We start from the raw sequence: 18,027 nt of genomic DNA, 5'->3' as shown, positions 1-18,027 counted from the left end.
GCGGATCGGATCCTCGGGCGAGCGAGCGGGACAACGAATGAGCGTGACGGCGGCGGATTGGGACAGGCGGGTCACGGACCTCAGCGCGAAGCTACCGGATCGCATCCGCCGGGCCGTGGACTGGCTGCGGGAGCCCTCCCGGTTCTGGGTCCGCCTCATGGCGGCGATCCTCTTCATCCTCGGCGGCATTTTCGCGATTCTGCCGGTGCTCGGCCTGTGGATGCTGCCCGTGGGCCTCGCCCTCCTAAGCCAGGACGTGCCCGCTCTGAAGGTGCCCCTGGAGCACGCGGCCCGCTGGATCGAGCGCATGGTCCGGCGCGTCGCCGCGGCTTGGCGCCGGCGCTTCGGGTCCTCCGACCGCTCCTGAAGGGCACCCGACAATTTCGTGCAAACGTCGCCGCCTGCCGCAAGGTACGATTTCCTTCGCGGCGGAAGGGTCTTAAGACACCCGGCAACGGGGCTGGAATGCCCCTGCTTGCGGGAGCATGGATATGATCATCGACGCGGTCTCGATCGGCAAGAATCCGCCGGACGACGTGAACGTCATCATCGAGGTTCCGATCGGTGGCGACCCGATCAAGTACGAGATGGACAAGGAGGCCGGCGCCCTGGTGGTCGACCGCTTCCTCTATACGGCGATGCACTATCCGGGCAATTACGGCTTCATCCCGCACACCCTGTCGGGCGACGGCGACCCGTGCGACGTGCTGGTGGCCAACACCCGCGCCATCGCCCCCGGCGCAATCATCAGCGCCCGCCCGATCGGCGTCCTCGTGATGGAGGACAATTCCGGTGAGGACGAGAAGATCATCGCCGTTCCGTCGCGCCACCTGACCATGCGCTACGACCGGATCGAGAACTACACCGACCTGCCCGACATCACGATCCACCAGATCCAGCACTTCTTCGAGCACTACAAGGATCTCGAGCCCGGCAAGTGGGTGAAGATCAAGCGCTGGGGCGGCAAGGACGAGGCGCACCGCCTGATCCTCGAGGGCATCGAGCGCGAGAAGGCCAACAAGGCCGCCAAGGGCAAGTAAGGCCGCCAAGGGCAAGTCAGGCCCCGGGCGGATCGGTCTTCCAGAGGTGGAATGCGCGGTGCGGCGGCCCCTTCCTGACGGATGGGGCCGTTTCACGTTTCAGAGCGCCTCGCCCCGCATCAGCCGGGGCTGCGGTCCGCGCGCGGCGGCCGCTTCGCCGATGAACAGCCGCTTCAAACCGGGCAGCCGGTCGACGAGGCCGAGGCCGAGATCGCGGACGAGGCGCAGCGGCGTCACGTCGTTGGAGAACAGGCGGTTGAGCCCGTCCGTGACGGCCGCCATCGCCACGGTGTCGAAGCGGCGCGCCCGCTCGTAGCGCTTCAGCACGTCCGGGCTCCCCGGATCGAGACCGAGGCGGAGTGCGTCGGTCACCGCCTCCGCCAGGACTGCCGCGCCGGCGAGGCCGAGGTTGAGGCCCTGGCCGGCGATCGGGTGAATGACGTGCGCGGCATCGCCTAGGAGCGCCAGGCGCTCGCCCCGGAAGCTCCGGGCCATGCCGAAGGCGAGGGAGTGCGCGCTCGGTCCCCGCTCCAGCGTCAGGCGCCCGAGATTGAGGCCGAAGCGGCGCTCGATCTCCGCCAGGGTCTCGTCCGGGCCGCCCCCCGTCAGGGCCGGCACGTCGGCGGCCCGCTCCGTCCAGACGATCGACGAGCGGTGCCCGAGGGCGCCCCCGTCCACCAGGGGGAGAATGGCGAAGGGGCCGCTGGGCAGGAAATGCTCGTAGGCCCGGCCTGCATGGTCGCGCTCGTGCCCGATCGTGGCGACGAGACCCATCTGCGGATAGGACCAGCCGACCCAGCCGATCTTCGCGGCTTCCCGGAGGCGCGAGCGCGCCCCGTCCGCAGCGACCAGGAGCGCGGCCTGCAAGACGCGCCCATCGGCGAGGGCGACGCGGGTGCTGCCGCCGGCGGGCACGGCCTCGACGATGCCGGTGGGCTCGAACACCACCCCGGCCGCCTCGGCCGCCGTGAGCAGCGCGGCCACCAGGGGTTCGGCCTCGACCATGTGGGCGAAGGGCGCGCCGGCCTCCGCTTCCTGCGCGAAGGTGAGGAAGACCGGGCGCACCGGGTCGGACAGGCGGCTGTCGCTCACCACCATGTCTTGGATCGGCTGCGCCGCCCGCTCCACCGCGTCCCAGAGGCCGAGGCGCGCGAACATGCGTCGTCCCCCGGCCGCCACCGCATAGGCCCGCCCGGCGTGGCGCGCCGCTCCGGCGCTGAGGCCGGGATCGCAGAGCGTGACCGTCAAGGCCGGGCCGTTGGCCTGGGCCAGCGCCAGGGCGAGCGTCAGCCCGGGAATGCCGGCGCCGGCGATGACCACGTTGCGCTGGTGTCCGCGCTTCTCCGATCCGTCCATGCCGATCCCCGCCGCCCTCGCTGCCAGGGAGGAAGTGCCACTCCCCGGCGCCGGGGGCAACGCGTGGCATCGGGGATCGGACCCGCGCCATCGTCGCTGGCCACGGTCACCGAAACCGGCGTCGCCGGGCCCCCTGAACCCGCCATCGATCCTCGCTGCCCCGTATCCGTGCCAGCCCGAAATCCTTGCCCGGCCGAAATCCTTGCCAGCGCGATGGTTCACATGTGAAGGATCGCCCGAGGCGCCGCGGCGCTATGCGGCCCGGGTATCCCCGGGCGACCAGGGAAGCGGCATGACCGGCATCGTCACCGAACTCCTCGATACCCTCGACCTGAAGAGCCTGGAGCCGGACCTCTACCGGGGCGAGAGCCTGCAGACGGGCTGGTTCCGGGTCTTCGGCGGGCAAGTGGTGGCGCAGGCGCTGGTGGCGGCGACCCGCACCGTGCCGGAGACCCGGCCGCCGCATTCCCTCCACGCCTACTTCCTCCTCGGCGGCGACCCGAAGGCCCCGATCGACTACGCGGTGGAGCGCATCCGCGACGGCCGCAGCTTCACCACCCGCCGCGTCGTCGCGCATCAGCACGGCCGGGCCATCTTCGCCATGTCGGTCTCGTTCCACGACGCGGAGGAGGGCGCGACCCACCAGGCGACCATGCCGGACGTGGCACCCCCGGAAGCGGTGCCGGAGGCGCCCGCCGCCACCGCCGAGGCCGCCCGGCACGGGCTCGCGATCCCGGCGCCGATCCTCTCCTATTTCGGCCGTCGCCGCCCGATCGAACTCCGTCCCGTCGAGATCGAGCGCTATCTGCGCCGGGCGCCGCGGGAGCCGCGTTTCCACGTCTGGATGCGCGCCGTGGATCGCCTGCCCGACGATCCCGCGATCCACCGCGCCGTCCTCGCCTACGCCTCCGACATGACGCTGCTCGACGCCACGCTGATCCCGCACGGGCAGACCGTGTTCGATCCGGAGATCCAGTCGGCGAGCCTCGACCACGCCCTGTGGTTCCACCGGCCGTTCCGGGCCGACGACTGGCTGCTCTACGCCCAGGACAGCCCGAGTGCCGAAGGGGCCCGGGGCTTCGCGCGCGGCCAGATCTTCACCCGCGATGGAACCCTCGTGGCCTCCGTCGCGCAGGAAGGAATGATCCGGCCGCGCCGCGCCGAGGCCTGACGTTCCAGCCTCGACCGGCGCGAACCGCACTTCCGGTGTACGAAGTGCCTACACCATCAGCTGTTTGCTTATTTTGCAGGCAAGCTCGGCCTTAGAAACGCCGCGTCCTGAGTCAGTGCCCGGATACTTCTTGGGCAGATACGCATCCGGCGAAAAAGTTCCGTTGGCATAGTCCTTGAATATGGGTGCGGGCGAACGGGTCGGAAGCGGCCCGGGCGCACCGGCCGGTCCGATCGTGTCGCGACGCTTGCGTGCGCCGGCCGGTGGCCTCCACGCGCGCAAGTTTCCGTCCACCCGGTTCAACTCGTCGAACTCAACTCGTAGCTTAAGGGGGCGTCGCCCATGAAAATCGTGATGGCCATCATCAAGCCGTTCAAGCTGGAGGAGGTGCGCGACGCTCTGACCGGCATCGGCGTCCACGGCCTGACCGTCACCGAGGTGAAGGGCTACGGCCGCCAGAAGGGCCACACCGAGATCTACCGGGGCGCCGAGTACGCCGTGAGCTTCCTGCCCAAGCTCAAGATCGAGGTGGCCGTCGCCTCCGACCTCGTCGCCAGCGTGATCGACGCGATCGCGGCCGCTGCGCGCACCGGCCAGATCGGTGACGGCAAGATCTTCGTCGTGCCCCTCGAGAAGGCCGTCCGCATCCGTACCGGCGAGACCGACGTCGACGCCCTCTAATGCAAATGCCTGTCCGGACGATCGCGTCCGGGCGCCCCTGACCTGCCCCCTTCACATCAGCATCGCACCGCGATCGGGAGTCTCGTTTCCATGAAACTTCGCAATGCCCTGGCGCTCGGGCTGGGGGGTGCCGCGCTGGCACTCCTGTTCATCGAGCCATCCCTCGCGCAGACGCCGACGGCGGAGGCCGTACCGGCCGCCGCGAGCGCCGCGCCCGTCCCGAACAAGGGCGACACCGCCTGGATGCTCATCTCCAGCGCCCTCGTGCTGCTGATGGTCGTGCCCGGTCTGGCTCTGTTCTACGGTGGCCTCGTCCGCACCAAGAACATGCTCTCCGTGCTGACGCAGGTCTTCGCCATCGCCTGCATCTCCTGCCTGCTGTTCGTGATCTTCGGCTACAGCCTCGCCTTCACCAACGGCGGCGGTCTCAACGACTTCGTCGGCGGCCTGTCGAAGGCCTTCCTGAAGGGCATCGACGCGAACTCCACCGTCGCCACCTTCTCGAACGGCGTCGTGATCCCCGAATACGTCTACATCTGCTTCCAGATGACGTTCGCGATGATCACCCCGGCCCTCATCGTCGGCGCCTTCGCCGAGCGGATGAAGTTCTCGGCCCTGGTCGTGTTCATGATCCTCTGGACCACGCTGATCTACTTCCCGATGGCGCACATGGTCTGGTACTGGGGCGGCCCGGACGCGGTCGGCAACGCCGCGAAGGCGCTGGCCGCCGCGACCGACGACGCCTCGAAGGCGACCGCCCAGGCGGCCCTCGACGCGGTGAACGCCGATGCCGGCCTGCTCTTCAAGTGGGGCGCCCTCGACTTCGCCGGCGGTACCGTGGTGCACATCAACGCCGGAATCGCGGGCTTCGTCGGCTGCCTCATGCTCGGCAAGCGCATCGGCTACGGCCGTGACCTGCTCGCCCCGCACTCCCTGACCATGACGGCGATCGGCGCCTCGCTCCTCTGGGTGGGTTGGTTCGGCTTCAACGCCGGCTCGAACCTCGAGTCCAACGGCACCGCCGCCATGGCCATGCTCAACACCTTCGTCGCCACCGCCGCCGCGGCCCTCTCCTGGCTGCTCGTCGAGTGGATGCTGAAGGGCAAGCCGTCGCTGCTCGGCATGCTGTCGGGCGCCATCGCGGGTCTGGTCGCCGTCACCCCGGCCGCCGGTTTCGCCGGCCCGATGGGCTCGATCATCCTCGGCCTCGTCGCCGGCGCGGTCTGCTTCATCATGTGCTCCACGGTGAAGAACGCCCTCGGCTACGACGACTCCCTGGACGTGTTCGGCGTCCACTGCATCGGCGGCATCCTCGGTGCCGTCGCGACCGGCCTGCTCGTGAATCCGGACTTCGGCGGCGTCGGCCTGCCCGACTACACCTCCAAGCCCGGCGAGCTCGCCGTCGGCGCCTACGAGACCAGCGCCGCCCTCCTGAGCCAGATCAAGGCCGTCGGCTTCACCATCGTCTGGTCGGGTGTCGGCTCCGCCATCCTGTACAAGCTCGTCGATCTGACCATCGGCCTGCGCGTCACCCAGGACGAGGAGCGCGAGGGCCTCGACATCGCCGATCACGGCGAGCGCGCCTACAACTACTGAGGCTCACGCACTCAGCCACGCGACGCCCCCGGGCATCGAACGGAAAGGCCCCGGTCCCTGCGACCGGGGCCTTTCTCGTTATGGCGATTCCGGCGGGGCGGGATTTCCATGGGGGACTAGCGGCCTCACGGCGCCGTGAAAGGGAGCTTGCCCGGTCGCGCGCCACCTGCCCGCGAAGCGCCCAGCTCGTCGCAATCGTCCAGGGCACGATCGACCCGAGAAAGGCTCGCCCCAGGTCATGATCGCCCCAGGGCGCGATCGACCCTGGACGCGATCGACCCTGGACGCGATCGACCCAGGACGTGATCGACCCAGGACAGGATCGGATTGCGACGGCCTGCGCAGGGAAGTCTCAACCTTAGCCAGCCGTTAACTCCGCCGACGCTACCGTCCCCGGACAGTTTCCCATCGTGTCTGGTACCGCATGCGCTCGCTTCGCCGTTCCGCATCGCCCTACGATACTTTCGTCGACAGCTTTCGCCCGTTCCTGGCCAAGCGGATGACGGAGTTGGGCGGTCTCGTGCTGTTTGCCGGTGCCACCGCGCTGACGGTCGCCCTGGCGACGTGGTCGATCGACGATCCGAGCCTCAACCACGCCACCGACCATCCGGCCCACAACGTCCTGGGCACCGGCGGCGCCGTGATCTCGGACCTGGCGATGCAGCTCCTGGGACTCGGCTCCCTGGCTTTCGTGCTGCCCCCGGCGCTCTGGGGTATCCAGTTGATGCGTACGCGGGCGCTGCCCCGGGGCGGGCTGCGCCTGACCCTGTGGATCATCGGCTTCTTTGCCGCGAGTGCGGTGGCGAGCGCGCTGCCCTCGACGGCCCGCTGGCCCCTGCCCACCGGCCTCGGCGGCGTCGCCGGCGACGCGCTGATGCATGCTGCCCGGACGATGCTCGGCATCGTGGCGACGCCGCTCCTCGCCTTTGCGGGCTTCCTGTTCGCCGGTGTCGCGATCCTCTGCCTCACCGGCGCCTGCCGGGTCGGCGAACTCGATGCCGAGGATTTCGACGCCTACGACGCGCCGCCGGCCCCCGCCCACCAGCCCGCACGCGGTCGGCCCGATGCCAGCCAGGACGGACGCTACGAGGACGACGAGCCGAGCCTCGGCATCGTCTCCCTCGGGGCGATGGCGCAGGCCGTGATGGGCGGGCGCGCGGCCCTGGCGGCGCGCATCGCCGACTGGCGCGCCGAGCGCGCGGCCGCCGCGACCGCGCTCGCCTATGCGGGGGCCTCACCGGCCCTTGCCGCGCAACGCGCCTTCGCGGCGCCCGAGGACGCTCCCTGGGCGACTCACGCTCCCGATGCCCGGGTGGCTCCGTCGGACGGCCGGCGGGAGCCGGTCTTCGATGCGCCGCCGCAGGCGCCGGCCGCGTCCCGGCGCCCTCCGGCACCCGTGCATCACGAGGACGAGGAGATCGACGAGACGGACGCGTTCGAGGCGGAGCCCGTCGAGGCCGCCGCACCGGCGCGCTCCCGCGTGGCGCCGGCGGCCCCACCGCCCGTCCCGGCCGCCCCCCGCCGCGCCGCCCCGCCCCAGCCCCAGAACGCCGAGAACTACCGGCATCCCGCTCTTGAGCTTCTCGCCGACGCTCCGCGCCTGCCGGCCTCGAGCCAGATCTCGTCGGAGGCGCTCGAGCAGAACGCCACCCTGCTGGAGGCCACGCTCAGCGATTTCGGCGTCCGCGGCGACATCCTGGCGGTGCGTCCCGGCCCCGTCGTCACCCTGTACGAGCTGGAGCCCGCCCCCGGCACCAAGTCGAGCCGCGTGATCTCGCTCTCGGACGACATCGCCCGCTCGATGTCGGCGGTCTCGGCCCGCGTCGCCGTGGTCCCGGGGCGCAACGCCATCGGCATCGAGCTGCCGAATGCCCGGCGCGAGACGGTGTACCTGCGCGAATTGCTGGCCTCGGCCGATTTCGCCGAGACGAAGCAGAGCCTGGCCCTGTGCCTCGGCAAGAACATCGGCGGCGAGCCGATCATCGCAGACCTGGCCAAGATGCCCCACCTGCTGGTGGCCGGCACCACCGGCTCGGGCAAGTCGGTGGCCATCAACACCATGATCCTGTCGCTGCTCTACCGGATGAAGCCGGAAGAGTGCCGCCTGATCATGGTCGACCCGAAGATGCTGGAGCTCTCCGTCTACGACGGCATCCCGCACCTGCTCTCCCCCGTGGTCACGGACCCGAAGAAGGCGGTCATCGCCCTCAAATGGGCTGTGCGCGAGATGGAGGAGCGCTACAAGAAGATGTCGAAGGTCGGTGTGCGCAACATCGACGGCTTCAACGCCCGCCTCGCCGAGGCGCGCGGGCGCGGCGAGATCCTGACCCGGACCGTGCAGACGGGCTTCGACCGGGAGACCGGCCAAGCCGTCTACGAGACGGAGGAGATGGACCTCTCGGCGCTGCCCTACATCGTGATCGTGGTCGACGAGATGGCCGACCTGATGATGGTGGCGGGCAAGGACATCGAAGGCGCGATCCAGCGCCTGGCGCAGATGGCGCGCGCGGCCGGCATCCATCTGATCATGGCGACCCAGCGTCCCTCGGTCGACGTGATCACGGGCACGATCAAGGCGAACTTCCCGACCCGGATCTCCTTCCAGGTGACGAGCAAGATCGACAGCCGCACGATCCTGGGCGAGATGGGCGCCGAGCAGCTCCTGGGCCAGGGCGACATGCTGTTCATGGCCGGCGGCGGGCGCACGACCCGCGTGCACGGGCCGTTCTGCTCGGACTCCGAGGTCGAGAGCGTGGTCGCCCACCTCAAGCGCCAGGGCCGGCCCTCCTACCTCGAGGCCGTCACGGCGGAGGAGGACGGCGCCTCGGGCGGCAAGGGCGGCGCCGACGAGATCGAGGTGGACGGTGCGGTCTTCGACCAGGGCAGCTTCGGCGAGGCCGGCGGCGACCTCTACGACCAGGCGGTGCAGGTGGTCCTGCGCGACAAGAAGGCCTCGACCTCCTACATCCAGCGCCGGCTGCAGATCGGCTACAACCGCGCCGCCTCGCTGATGGAGAAGATGGAGATCGAGGGCATCGTCGGCCCGGCCAACCATGCCGGCAAGCGCGAGATCCTGGTCGAGCCGGACTCGCATCACGGCTGAGGCATCCGGCGGCGCCGGACGGCCGACCTACGGCACGGTGCCGAACCGGTAGGTCGTGGTCGCCCGGAACGGCGCGTCCGGCCGCAGGACCGTGCTGGGAAAGTCCGGGTGGTTCGGCGCGTCGGGAAACCCCTGCGCCTCGAAGCAGACCGCGTCGCCCGCGCGGTAGAGCCCGCCGCCGGAGCCCGTCACCGTCCCGTCGAGCATGTTGGCGGTGTAGAGCTGCAGCCCCGGCTGCGTCGTCGCCACGGTGAGGCAGCGTCCGCTCTCCGGATCGACCGCCCGCGCCACCACGCGCAGGGTTCCGTCGCCACCGAGCACGTAGGTGTGGTCGTAGCCGTGGGCCAGGGCGAGCTGCGGGTGCGCCGCCCGGATGCGCGCGCCGAGCGCCGTCGCCGTCCGGAAATCGAACGGCGTCCCGGCCACGGGCAGGATCGCGCCCGTGGGGATCTGCTCGGCATCCGTCTCCAGCAGCGTGTCCGCCGCGACGGTGACGACGTGCCCGAGGGCCGAGCCCGCCCCCTCGCCGGCGAGGTTGAAGTAGCTGTGATTGGTCAGGTTGACGATCGTCGGCCGGTCGGTGACCGCGGCATAATCGATGGCGAGGGTGTCGTCGTCCTCCAGGCGGTACGTGACGGTGACGTCGAGATTGCCCGGAAACCCCTGCTCTCCGTCGGGGGAGCGGTAGGCCAGGGTCAGGCTCGTGGCATCGGCGGCCTCGACCTGCCAGACCCGGCGGTCGAAGCCCTCCGGCCCGCCATGCATGGTGTTGCGCCCTTCGTTGCGGGGCAGCCGGTAAGTCTGTCCGTCGAGCTTGAAGCGGCCGCCGGCGATCCGGTTGGCGTAGCGCCCGATCAGGGCTCCGAAATGCGCGTCGCTCGCCGCGTAGCCGGCCAGATCGACGGCCCCGAGGACGACGTTGGCCACGCGGCCGGCCCGGTCCGGCACCTCGATCCGGCTGACGATGCCGCCGTAATCGAGCACCTGCACACGCAGGGCGCCACGCGCGAGGGTATGGCGCATCACGGCCACGCCGTCCGCCGTGGTTCCGAAAGGCTCTGCCTGCATCGATCTCCGAGTCCCGCTCCGGCCGGCTCAACGCATGGCGGGCGGATCGGTCCCGTCAGGCCGGCACGGCCGCGTCCTCGGCGTCGCCGGAGAGCTGCATCCGGTGGAGGCGGGCATAGGCGTCCCCCGCCGCCACCAGCGCCTCGTGCCGTCCGGTCTCGACGATCCGCCCGGCCTCCATCACGACGATGCAGTCCGCGTCGCGCACGGTGGAGAGGCGATGCGCGATGACCAGGGTGGTGCGGCCCCGCATCAGGCGCAGGAGCGCGTCCTGCACGAGGCGCTCGGACTCGGAATCGAGGGCGCTGGTCGCCTCGTCGAGGAGGAGGATCGGGGCGTCCTTGAGGAAGGCGCGGGCCAGGGAGATGCGCTGGCGCTCGCCCCCCGAGAGGCGCCCGCCCGAAGGGCCGACCGAGAAGTCGTACCCCTCCGGCAGGCGGCTGATGAAGCCGTGGGCCGCCGCCGCCTCGGCCGCCGCCTCGATCTCGGCCCGGGTCGCGCCCGGCCGGCCGAAGCCGATATTGGCCGCGATGGTGTCGTCGAACAGGACCACGTCCTGCGAGACCACCGCCACCGCCGCCCGGAGCGAGGCGAGGGAGACGGTCCGGATGTCCTGCCCGTCGATGCGCACCGCGCCCTCGGTCACGTCGTAGAGGCGCGGCACGAGGTTGAGCAGGGAGGACTTGCCCGAACCCGAGCGCCCGACCAGGGCCACCGTCGCCCCGGCCGGGACGGTGAGGTCGATGCCCTCCAGGGCCGGCGCGTCGGCGCGGTAGCGGAACTGCACGCCGGTGAAGCGGATCTCGCCCCCCGCCACCTGCAGGGGGCGCGCGCCCGGCGCATCGCGGATCTGCGGCGCCTCGTCCATCAGGGCGAAGTAGCGCTGGAGGGCGGCCCCGGCCTCTTGGAGGATCGCGTTCAGGGTGCCCAGCGTCCGGATCGGCTGCGAGGCCAGGAGCAGAGCGGTGACGTAGCCGGTGAAGTCGCCCACCGTGCGGTCGCCCGAGGTCACGCGCTGGCCGACCAGGGCCAGCACGGCCGCCACCGCGAAGCCACCGCCGATCTCGAGGAGCGGGTCGAGGCGCCCGCGGGCATTGGCGGCCTTCATCTTGAGGCGGCGCACCTCGTCGAAGGCGCCCTGCGCCCGGCCCTTGAGGTAGCCTTCGAGCGCGTAGGTCTTGGCGATGCGCGCGCCCTGCAGGCTCTCGGTGATCAGGCTGGCGGTCAGGCCCATCCGCTCCTGCGTCGCCGTCGAGACCCGCCGTAGCTTCTTGCCGACCCGGCCGATCGGCCCGGCGACGAACGGTACCACCACGCCGGCCACCAGGGTGAGGACCGGGTCCATCCAGACCAGGGCCGCCACCAGGGCGATCAGCATGGCGATGTCGCGCAGGAGCACGGTGGAGATGCGCGTCAGGGCCTCCTTGATGAAGGCGAAATCCGTGGTGAAGCGCTGCGTGAAGGCCGCAGGGCTCTCGCGGCCGAGCTGGGCGAGGTCGGATTCGATGAGGTGTCCGTAAAGGGCGGCCTGCATGTCGGCCTCGACCCTTGTGACGACCCGGTTGGTCAGGACATTCTGCCCGAACAGCGCGAAGCCGCGGATCGACGTGATGGCGATCACGATCACCGGGCCGTAGGCGAGGGCGGCCATGTCCTTGCGGTCGAAGGCGTCGAAGGCGAGCTTGATCAGGGTCGGGTACAGGCCCGTGGCCGCGCCCACGATGGCGATGAGCACCAGAACCACCGCGAGGGTCGCCCGGTGCGGACGCAGCCATTCCCGCCAGACCCGGCCAAGGAGGGGAAGGATGTCGCTCTTGGGAAGCGCCCGTCGCGCCATCTGATCCGCTCTTTCCGTGTCATGCCCGCCCGCCGGCGCGCGGGCCGCGACTGCGGGGGTGTTTGCGTCCGCCCGCGGGCGAGATCAAGCGAAAGCCATGGGGAAGCAGTTCGGGGTCCGGCTAGGAAATGTGATAATGTTACAGTAGAGCGTGGGAGCTTACCGAAAGGATCGTCCCCGATGCCGCTCCGGCTCCCGTTCCCGCGCCTGCCCTTCCGTCTGCCTTTTGCCCTCGTGCTCCTGCTCGGCCTGTTCGGTCCGGCCTCGGCGGTGGAAACGAAGCTGCGGGCCGTCGCGACCTTCTCGATCCTGGCCGATCTGGTGACCCAGGTCGGTGGAGACCATGTGGCCGTGACCTCCCTGGTGCAGCCGAACGCCGATGCCCACGGATACACGCCGGCGCCGAGCGACGCCCGCACCCTGGCGGATGCGAGACTCGTCGTGGTCAACGGCCTCGGGCTGGAGGGCTGGATCGACCGGCTGATCAAGGCCTCTGGCACCAAGGCTCCGGTCATCGTCGCCTCCGCCGGGGTCAGGCCGATCGAGGCCGAGGACGATGACCACGGGCAGTCCGGTCACGCGCACGGCCACCACGACGATCCCCATGCCTGGCAGAGCATCGCCAACGCCCGGATCTACGTCGGCAACATCCGGGATGCCCTGGTGCGGATCGACCCGGACCATGCGGCAGCCTATGCCGACAACGCGAAGGCCTATCTCGCCACCCTCGACGCCCTCGACGCCGAGGTCCGGACGGGGATCGCCGCGATCCCGCAGGCCCAGCGCCGGATCATCACCACGCACGACGCCTTCGGCTACTTCACCGCTGCCTACGGCCTGACCTTCATCGCCCCGCAGGGCGTGTCCACCGACAGCGAGGCGAGCCCCCGCGACGTCGCCCGGATCATTCGCCAGATCCGCCAGGAGAAGATCCCGGCGGTGTTCCTGGAGAACATCAGCGATCCGCGCCTGATGCAGCAGATCGCCCGCGAGAGCGGTGCCGTGGTCGGGGGCAAGGTCTTCTCCGACGCCCTGTCGGGGCCGGACGGCCCGGCGCCGACCTACGTGGCGATGATGCGCCACAACCTCGCGGCCTTCACGGCGGCCCTCGGCAAGCGCTGAGTGGAGCGACCCGGCCGCCGGTCGGCGGCGGCAAGGGCTGAGGCAAAGGCCTCACTTCTACCTCATGGGGAAAAGGGGCTGAGGCTGGAGCCTCAACCCCCGGTCATCGGCGGGAAGAAAGCGATCTCGGAGGCGCCGGCGATCGGCGCGTCCGGCTTGGCGTGGACCCGGTCGATCGCCGCGCGAACGATGCCGGTGGTCTCGAAGGCATAGGCGTATTCCTCGCCCCGGCCACGCAGCCAGTCGACGAGATCCGCGACCGTGACGATCCCGGCGGGGAGGTCGACACGCTCCTCGGCCTTGCCGACGCGCTCGCGCACCCAGGCGAAATAGACGAGCTTCATCCCGTGGTGTCCCTCAGCGCGGGTCGTCGATGACGTGCTTGATGCCGGCGCGCAGGTAGTCCCAGCCGGTATAGAGCGTCAGCGCGGCGGCGATCCAGAGGAGGACGGTGCCCGCCTGGATCGTGCCCGGCAGGATCGATTCCCCGGCCGGGCCGGCGACCAGGAAGCCGATGGCGATCAGCTGCACGGTCGTCTTCCACTTGGCGACCTTGCTGACCGGAACGCCGACCTTCAGCTCGGCGAGGTACTCGCGCAGCCCCGAGACCAGGATCTCCCGGCAGAGGATCACGATGGCGGCCCAGAGGGTCCAGCCCACGATGGTGTTGTCCGCGGCCAGCATCAGGAGGCAGGCCGCCACCAGGAGCTTGTCGGCGATGGGATCGAGCATCCGCCCGAGGGCCGAGCTCTGGTCGTAGGTCCGAGCCACGTAGCCGTCGAGGTAATCGGTGATCGCCGCCAGGATGTAGACCGCCAGGGCGCCGAAGCGCGCGCCCGGCTCGGTGGGCCAGTACAGCAGCGCGACCACGACCGGCACCGCCACGAGCCGCCCGTAGGTCAGGCAGTTCGCGAGCGTCCAGGCTGGCGACCGGCGGCGGGTGAGGACGGGATTCATCGCAGGCGTGAAACCATGTGCGGCGGTGGGGGTCAACCGCTCGGACACGCCGATCTCGTCACGCATGGGTGTGAAAGAAGTCGTAGACGGCGCGGGCCGTGGCGGCGTTGACCCCCGGGGTCTTCGCCAGGTCCTCGAGGGCCGCGCGCTGAATCGCCTTCACGGTGCCGAAATGGTGCAGAAGCGCGCGCTTGCGGCTCGGGCCGATTCCCGCGATCTCGTCGAGGGGGTTCTTGACCATCTCGCGCTTGCGCTTGGCCCGGTGGCTGCCGATGGCGAAGCGGTGGGCCTCGTCGCGCAGGCGCTGCACAAAGTAGAGCGTCGGGTCGCGCGGCGGCAGCTTGAAGGGGGGCCGTCCCGGCACGAAGAATGTCTCGCGGCCCGCGTCGCGGTCCCGGCCCTTGGCGATGCCCACCAGGGCGACGTCGGTGACGCCGATCTCGTCCAGGGCGGTCCGAGCGGCGTCGAGCTGCCCCTTGCCGCCGTCGATCAGCACGAGGTCGGGCCAGGCCGGCAGGGTGTCGCTCTCCGGCGGCGGCTCCGCCACCGGCGCCCCGGCGCCGCCCTCGCTGGCGGCGATCGCGGCCTCCCGGGCGGTGCGCGGGTTCTCCTTGACGAGGCGCTTGAAGCGGCGCTGCAGCACCTCGCGCATCATTCCGTAATCGTCGCCCGGGGTCAGCTCCTCGGACTTGATGTTGAAGGTGCGGTAATGCTGCTTGGCGAAGCCCGTCGGCCCGGCGACGATCATGCCGCCGACGGCGTTCGTGCCCATGATGTGCGAGTTGTCGTAGACCTCGATCCGCCGGGGGGCGCCGGCGAGTCCGAAGGATTGGCCGAGGGCGGCCAGGAGCTTGCCCTGCGAGGCGGTGTCGGCCAGGCGCCGGCCGAGCGCTTCCTTGGCGTTGCGCTGGGCGTACTCGACGAGATTCTTGCGCTCGCCCCGCTGAGGCTGGTGGATCTCCACCCGGTAATCCGTGCGGCTCGACAGGGCGGCGGCCAGGAGCTCGGCGTCCTCGATGGCGTGCGAGACGAGGACGCTGCGCGGCGCCGGCTTGTCGTCGTAGAACTGCCCGATGAAGGAGGCCAGCACCTCGTCCGGCGTCATGGTGCGGTCGGCCTTGGGGAAGTAGGCGCGGTTGCCCCAGTTCTGGAAGTTCCGGAAGAAGAACACCTCGATGCAGAACTGGCCCGCCTGCTCGTCGAGGGCGAAGACGTCGGCCTCCTCGACACCCTGGGTGTTCACGCCCTGGGTGCCCTGGATCGCCGACAGGGCCGCGATGCGGTCGCGGAACCGGGCCGCGCGCTCGAACTCCATCTTCTCCGAGGCGTCCTGCATCTCCTCGCGCATCCGGTCCTTCACGGCGTTCGACTTGCCCGCGAGGAAGCTCTTCGCGTTGTCGGCCAGAGCCCGGTAATCGGCGAGGTCGATCTCGCCGGTACAGGGGCCGGAGCAGCGCTTGATCTGGTAGAGCAGGCAGGGCCGGGTGCGGTTCTCGTAGTAGCTGTCCGTGCAGGTGCGCAGGAGGAAGGCCCGCTGCAGGGCGTTCACCGTGCGGTTCACCGCCCACACGCTGGCGAAGGGGCCGTAGTAGCTGCCCTTCCGGCGCCGGGCGCCGCGATGCTTGATGATCTGCGGCGCTTCAGAATCCGCCGTGACGAGGATGTAGGGAAACGACTTGTCGTCCCGCATCAGCACGTTGAAGCGCGGCTTCAGCTGCTTGATGAGGTTGGCTTCGAGGAGGAGCGCCTCGGTCTCGGTGGCGGTGGTGACGAACTCCATCGCCGCCGTCTGCGAGATCATGCGGGCGATGCGGTTCGAATGCGCCTGACCCCTCGCATAGGAGCCGACCCGCGCCTTCAGGTTCTTGGCCTTGCCGACGTAGAGCACGTCGCCCTTGTCGTCGAACATCCGGTAGACGCCGGGCGAGGTCGGCAGGGTCGTCCAGAACCGCCGGATTACCTCGGTGCCGGCCTTGACCGCGCCCTCCTCGAAATCGAAGTCGATCTCGGGGGCGTCGTCGGCCTGGACGTGATCCTGCGCCTCCGCGGACTCGTCCTCCTCGGAGCCGGCCTCCGGGAAACCGTCCCGCAGGAAGCCGTCCTGATCGTCGAAGCCGTCAGGCGGAAGATCTTTCGAGGCGTGGTCTTTCGCGGGCGCGCGGCTCATGCCGCTGACTTAAGCCTCGGGGGAAGGTGAGGGAAGGGGCGATCGAAGGGGCGGCGGCGTGCGGGGCGCCTGGACCCCGTCGCCTCAATCGAACAGCGCGTCGATGTCGCCCTGGTCGACGTGGCCGATATCGTCCTCGAGCTTCGGCCCGTTGAGGAGCGAGCTCTCGTCGTCGATGTCGATCTTGGCGGGATGGGCGCCGAGCAGTTCGCTGAAGCTGTCGAGGCCGCCCCAGGCCTCGATCATCCGGTCGAGGTGTTCCTCGATGAACTTCAGAACGCCGACGATCTTGTTGATGCGCTGGCCGGTGAGGTCCTGGAAGTTGCAGGCCTCGAAGGCGACTACGACGCGGTCGAGGATCGCGTCGATGTTCTCGCGTCCCGCCATGGTGGTGGTCATGGCGCGCAGCATGCTGGCGTTGGTCTCGATCTCCTCGATCGCGCCCAGGATCGTGCTGGTGGCGCGCTCGGTGGAGTCCACGACGGCATCGAGTTCGCCCGCCACGCGGCGCATGCCCTTGCCGGTGTTCTCCGAGCGGTAAAGCGTCGCGATCTCCTGCTTGGTGCGGGTGATCGCATCCTTCATGATGTCGAGCTCGGAGCGCATCGCGAAGGCTTCGTTCAGCTCGCGCCGGCAGGCTTCGATCGTCTCGACGGTGCTCGTCTGCGTGACCTTCCGCAGATCCTGGATCGCCGCGAGAATCTCCTCGAGGCGCTTGCTGTTCAGGGTCACCGCCTCCGACGAGGCGGCGGCTTCGACGGCCACGGCGGGACCTGCGAGCCCGAGGCTGTCCTCGATGCGGTAACGTTTGAGAGTCATCGGTCGCGATCAGCCGGAAAGAGTGAAGCCCGGTGACGATGCCGCCAACAGATTGCGATTTCTTGAACGTCGCAACGGGCCGGCAACCTTTACCGGCCGTTCACGCTGAATCCGACGATCTGTTCGAAGCCGCACCGGGCTGAACGATTCACCATGTTCCTTCACCGGGTCCTCGTCCCGGTCTCCGATCCTTCGGGCATGGCGGACCCGCGGACGGGTCCGACCGGGCTTGGAGCGTGGACGAGCATGCGGTTCGATTGGTGCGTGGTCGTGACCTGCCTGACGGTGGGACTGGCGGGGCAGGGGGCACAGGCGCAGGCGCAAGGGGCGGCGCGGCCCGGCGCCTATGGCGGGGGCTTCATCGAGTACATGCTCGGAAGCGGCTCGGCCGCGCGCCCGGCCGCGCAGACCCCGGTCCGCTACGTGTCGGGCAATCGCTTCTCAGACCCGCGCGCGATGGCGCCCGAGGCCGGCGTCGCTCCGGCGCCCCGCCTGCTGCATTCCGGCGACCGAGTGCCCGAGGAGCGCTTCGAACCCCGGTCCTTGCCGCCCGTGGCCGCGGCACCCGCCCGGGCGCCGATCCGCCTCGCCGCCCTGCCGTCGACCCAGGCGATGGAGCCGGCGGTCGAGACCATCGCCCGGGCGCCCGATCCGCGCTACGCCCGTCAGGTCGTCGCCTTCGACGGACCCCAGCGCCCGGGGACGATCGTCGTCGATACGCCCGGCAAATTTCTGTATCTCGTCCAGCCCGGCCATCAGGCCATCCGCTACGGCATCGGCGTCGGCCGGCCGGGCTTCGCCTGGTCGGGCCTGAAGACGATCAGCCAGAAGCGGGAATGGCCGGACTGGACGCCGCCCCAGGAGATGATCCGCCGCCGTCCGGACCTGCCGCGCCACATGGCCGGCGGCCCCGGCAATCCGCTCGGCGCGCGTGCCCTCTATCTCGGCTCCTCGCTCTACCGCATCCACGGCACCAACGAGCCGCATACGATCGGGCAGAACGTCTCGTCCGGCTGCATCCGCATGATGAACGAGGACGTCATCGATCTCTACGAGCGCACGCCGGTCGGCACCCGCGTCGAGGTCCTCTGAAACCTCGGGTCTGAACGA

15 protein-coding genes are annotated in these 18,027 nt (G+C 70.0%); 8 read left to right on the top strand and 7 right to left on the bottom strand.

All coding sequences use genetic code 11. From position 1 onward, the window contains the following. The first annotated feature begins 37 nt into the window (after positions 1 to 37). Together AC1MGR_RS21885 and ppa are read left to right on the top strand one after the other, a co-directional pair. The gene (locus AC1MGR_RS21885) at positions 38 to 367 is read left to right on the top strand and encodes a hypothetical protein (RefSeq protein WP_480232937.1); all 330 of its coding nucleotides are present in this window, start codon (positions 38 to 40) and stop codon (positions 365 to 367) included. A gap of 124 nt (positions 368 to 491) precedes the next feature. Beyond that, entirely contained in the window at positions 492 to 1,040 is a 549-nt protein-coding gene (gene ppa, locus AC1MGR_RS21880; protein WP_056270831.1) for an inorganic diphosphatase, read from the top strand. Positions 1,041 to 1,139: 99 nt separating this feature from the next. On the opposite strand, the gene AC1MGR_RS21875 is transcribed toward ppa, so the two are convergent. Further along, complete coding sequence (locus tag AC1MGR_RS21875; protein WP_480232936.1) at positions 1,140 to 2,396, bottom strand: FAD-dependent monooxygenase; 1,257 nt, start codon at positions 2,394 to 2,396, stop codon at positions 1,140 to 1,142. Positions 2,397 to 2,688: 292 nt separating this feature from the next. Here AC1MGR_RS21875 and tesB point away from each other — a divergent pair, with 292 nt between their 5' ends. The 4 genes from tesB (at position 2,689) to AC1MGR_RS21855 (ending at position 8,947) form a co-directional block, all read left to right on the top strand. Beyond that, entirely contained in the window at positions 2,689 to 3,567 is an 879-nt protein-coding gene (tesB, locus tag AC1MGR_RS21870; RefSeq protein ID WP_480232935.1) for an acyl-CoA thioesterase II, read from the top strand. A 342-nt stretch (positions 3,568 to 3,909) separates the two neighbouring features. Beyond that, on the top strand, positions 3,910 to 4,248 hold the full coding sequence (locus AC1MGR_RS21865) for a P-II family nitrogen regulator (RefSeq protein WP_055948310.1): 339 nt from the start codon (positions 3,910 to 3,912) through the stop codon (positions 4,246 to 4,248). Between the two features lie 90 nt (positions 4,249 to 4,338). Continuing rightward, positions 4,339 to 5,844 carry an ammonium transporter gene (locus AC1MGR_RS21860; RefSeq protein ID WP_108039841.1) on the top strand — a complete coding sequence of 502 codons (1,506 nt, stop codon included), beginning with the start codon at positions 4,339 to 4,341 and terminating at the stop codon, positions 5,842 to 5,844. A 424-nt stretch (positions 5,845 to 6,268) separates the two neighbouring features. Further along, the gene (locus tag AC1MGR_RS21855) at positions 6,269 to 8,947 is read left to right on the top strand and encodes a DNA translocase FtsK (RefSeq protein WP_480232934.1); all 2,679 of its coding nucleotides are present in this window, start codon (positions 6,269 to 6,271) and stop codon (positions 8,945 to 8,947) included. A 27-nt stretch (positions 8,948 to 8,974) separates the two neighbouring features. Here the strand turns inward: AC1MGR_RS21855 and AC1MGR_RS21850 are convergent, their stop codons facing one another. Beyond that, positions 8,975 to 10,015, bottom strand: a complete 1,041-nt coding sequence (locus AC1MGR_RS21850; RefSeq protein WP_480232933.1) for an aldose epimerase family protein — start codon at positions 10,013 to 10,015, stop codon at positions 8,975 to 8,977. A 55-nt stretch (positions 10,016 to 10,070) separates the two neighbouring features. Next, a complete protein-coding gene (locus tag AC1MGR_RS21845) occupies positions 10,071 to 11,852 on the bottom strand; it encodes an ABC transporter ATP-binding protein (protein WP_480232932.1) in 1,782 nt (593 codons plus the stop codon). 180 nt (positions 11,853 to 12,032) lie between these two features. Here AC1MGR_RS21845 and AC1MGR_RS21840 point away from each other — a divergent pair, with 180 nt between their 5' ends. Further along, positions 12,033 to 12,974, top strand: a complete 942-nt coding sequence (locus AC1MGR_RS21840) for a metal ABC transporter substrate-binding protein (protein WP_480232931.1) — start codon at positions 12,033 to 12,035, stop codon at positions 12,972 to 12,974. Positions 12,975 to 13,066: 92 nt separating this feature from the next. On the opposite strand, the gene moaD is transcribed toward AC1MGR_RS21840, so the two are convergent. From moaD to AC1MGR_RS21820, 4 genes are all read right to left on the bottom strand, one after another. Further along, positions 13,067 to 13,318, bottom strand: a complete 252-nt coding sequence (gene moaD, locus AC1MGR_RS21835; RefSeq protein WP_108034783.1) for a molybdopterin converting factor subunit 1 — start codon at positions 13,316 to 13,318, stop codon at positions 13,067 to 13,069. Positions 13,319 to 13,331: 13 nt separating this feature from the next. Next, complete coding sequence (gene pgsA / locus AC1MGR_RS21830) at positions 13,332 to 13,931, bottom strand: CDP-diacylglycerol--glycerol-3-phosphate 3-phosphatidyltransferase (RefSeq protein ID WP_108035056.1); 600 nt, start codon at positions 13,929 to 13,931, stop codon at positions 13,332 to 13,334. A 58-nt stretch (positions 13,932 to 13,989) separates the two neighbouring features. Beyond that, entirely contained in the window at positions 13,990 to 16,098 is a 2,109-nt protein-coding gene (uvrC, locus tag AC1MGR_RS21825; protein ID WP_480232930.1) for an excinuclease ABC subunit UvrC, read from the bottom strand. Positions 16,099 to 16,182: 84 nt separating this feature from the next. Next, the gene (locus tag AC1MGR_RS21820; RefSeq protein ID WP_108034785.1) at positions 16,183 to 16,917 is read right to left on the bottom strand and encodes a protein phosphatase CheZ; all 735 of its coding nucleotides are present in this window, start codon (positions 16,915 to 16,917) and stop codon (positions 16,183 to 16,185) included. 246 nt (positions 16,918 to 17,163) lie between these two features. On the opposite strand from AC1MGR_RS21820, the gene AC1MGR_RS21815 reads away from it, so the two are divergent. Further along, positions 17,164 to 18,009 (top strand): L,D-transpeptidase, encoded by an 846-nt coding sequence (locus tag AC1MGR_RS21815; protein WP_480232929.1) that lies wholly within the window; start codon positions 17,164 to 17,166, stop codon positions 18,007 to 18,009. Positions 18,010 to 18,027: the final 18 nt, after the last annotated feature.

The organism is Methylobacterium sp. BI1, from assembly GCF_056680125.1.
The sequence above is the reverse complement of the archived record's forward strand: the minus strand, read 5'-3'. Positions and strand labels throughout refer to the sequence as shown.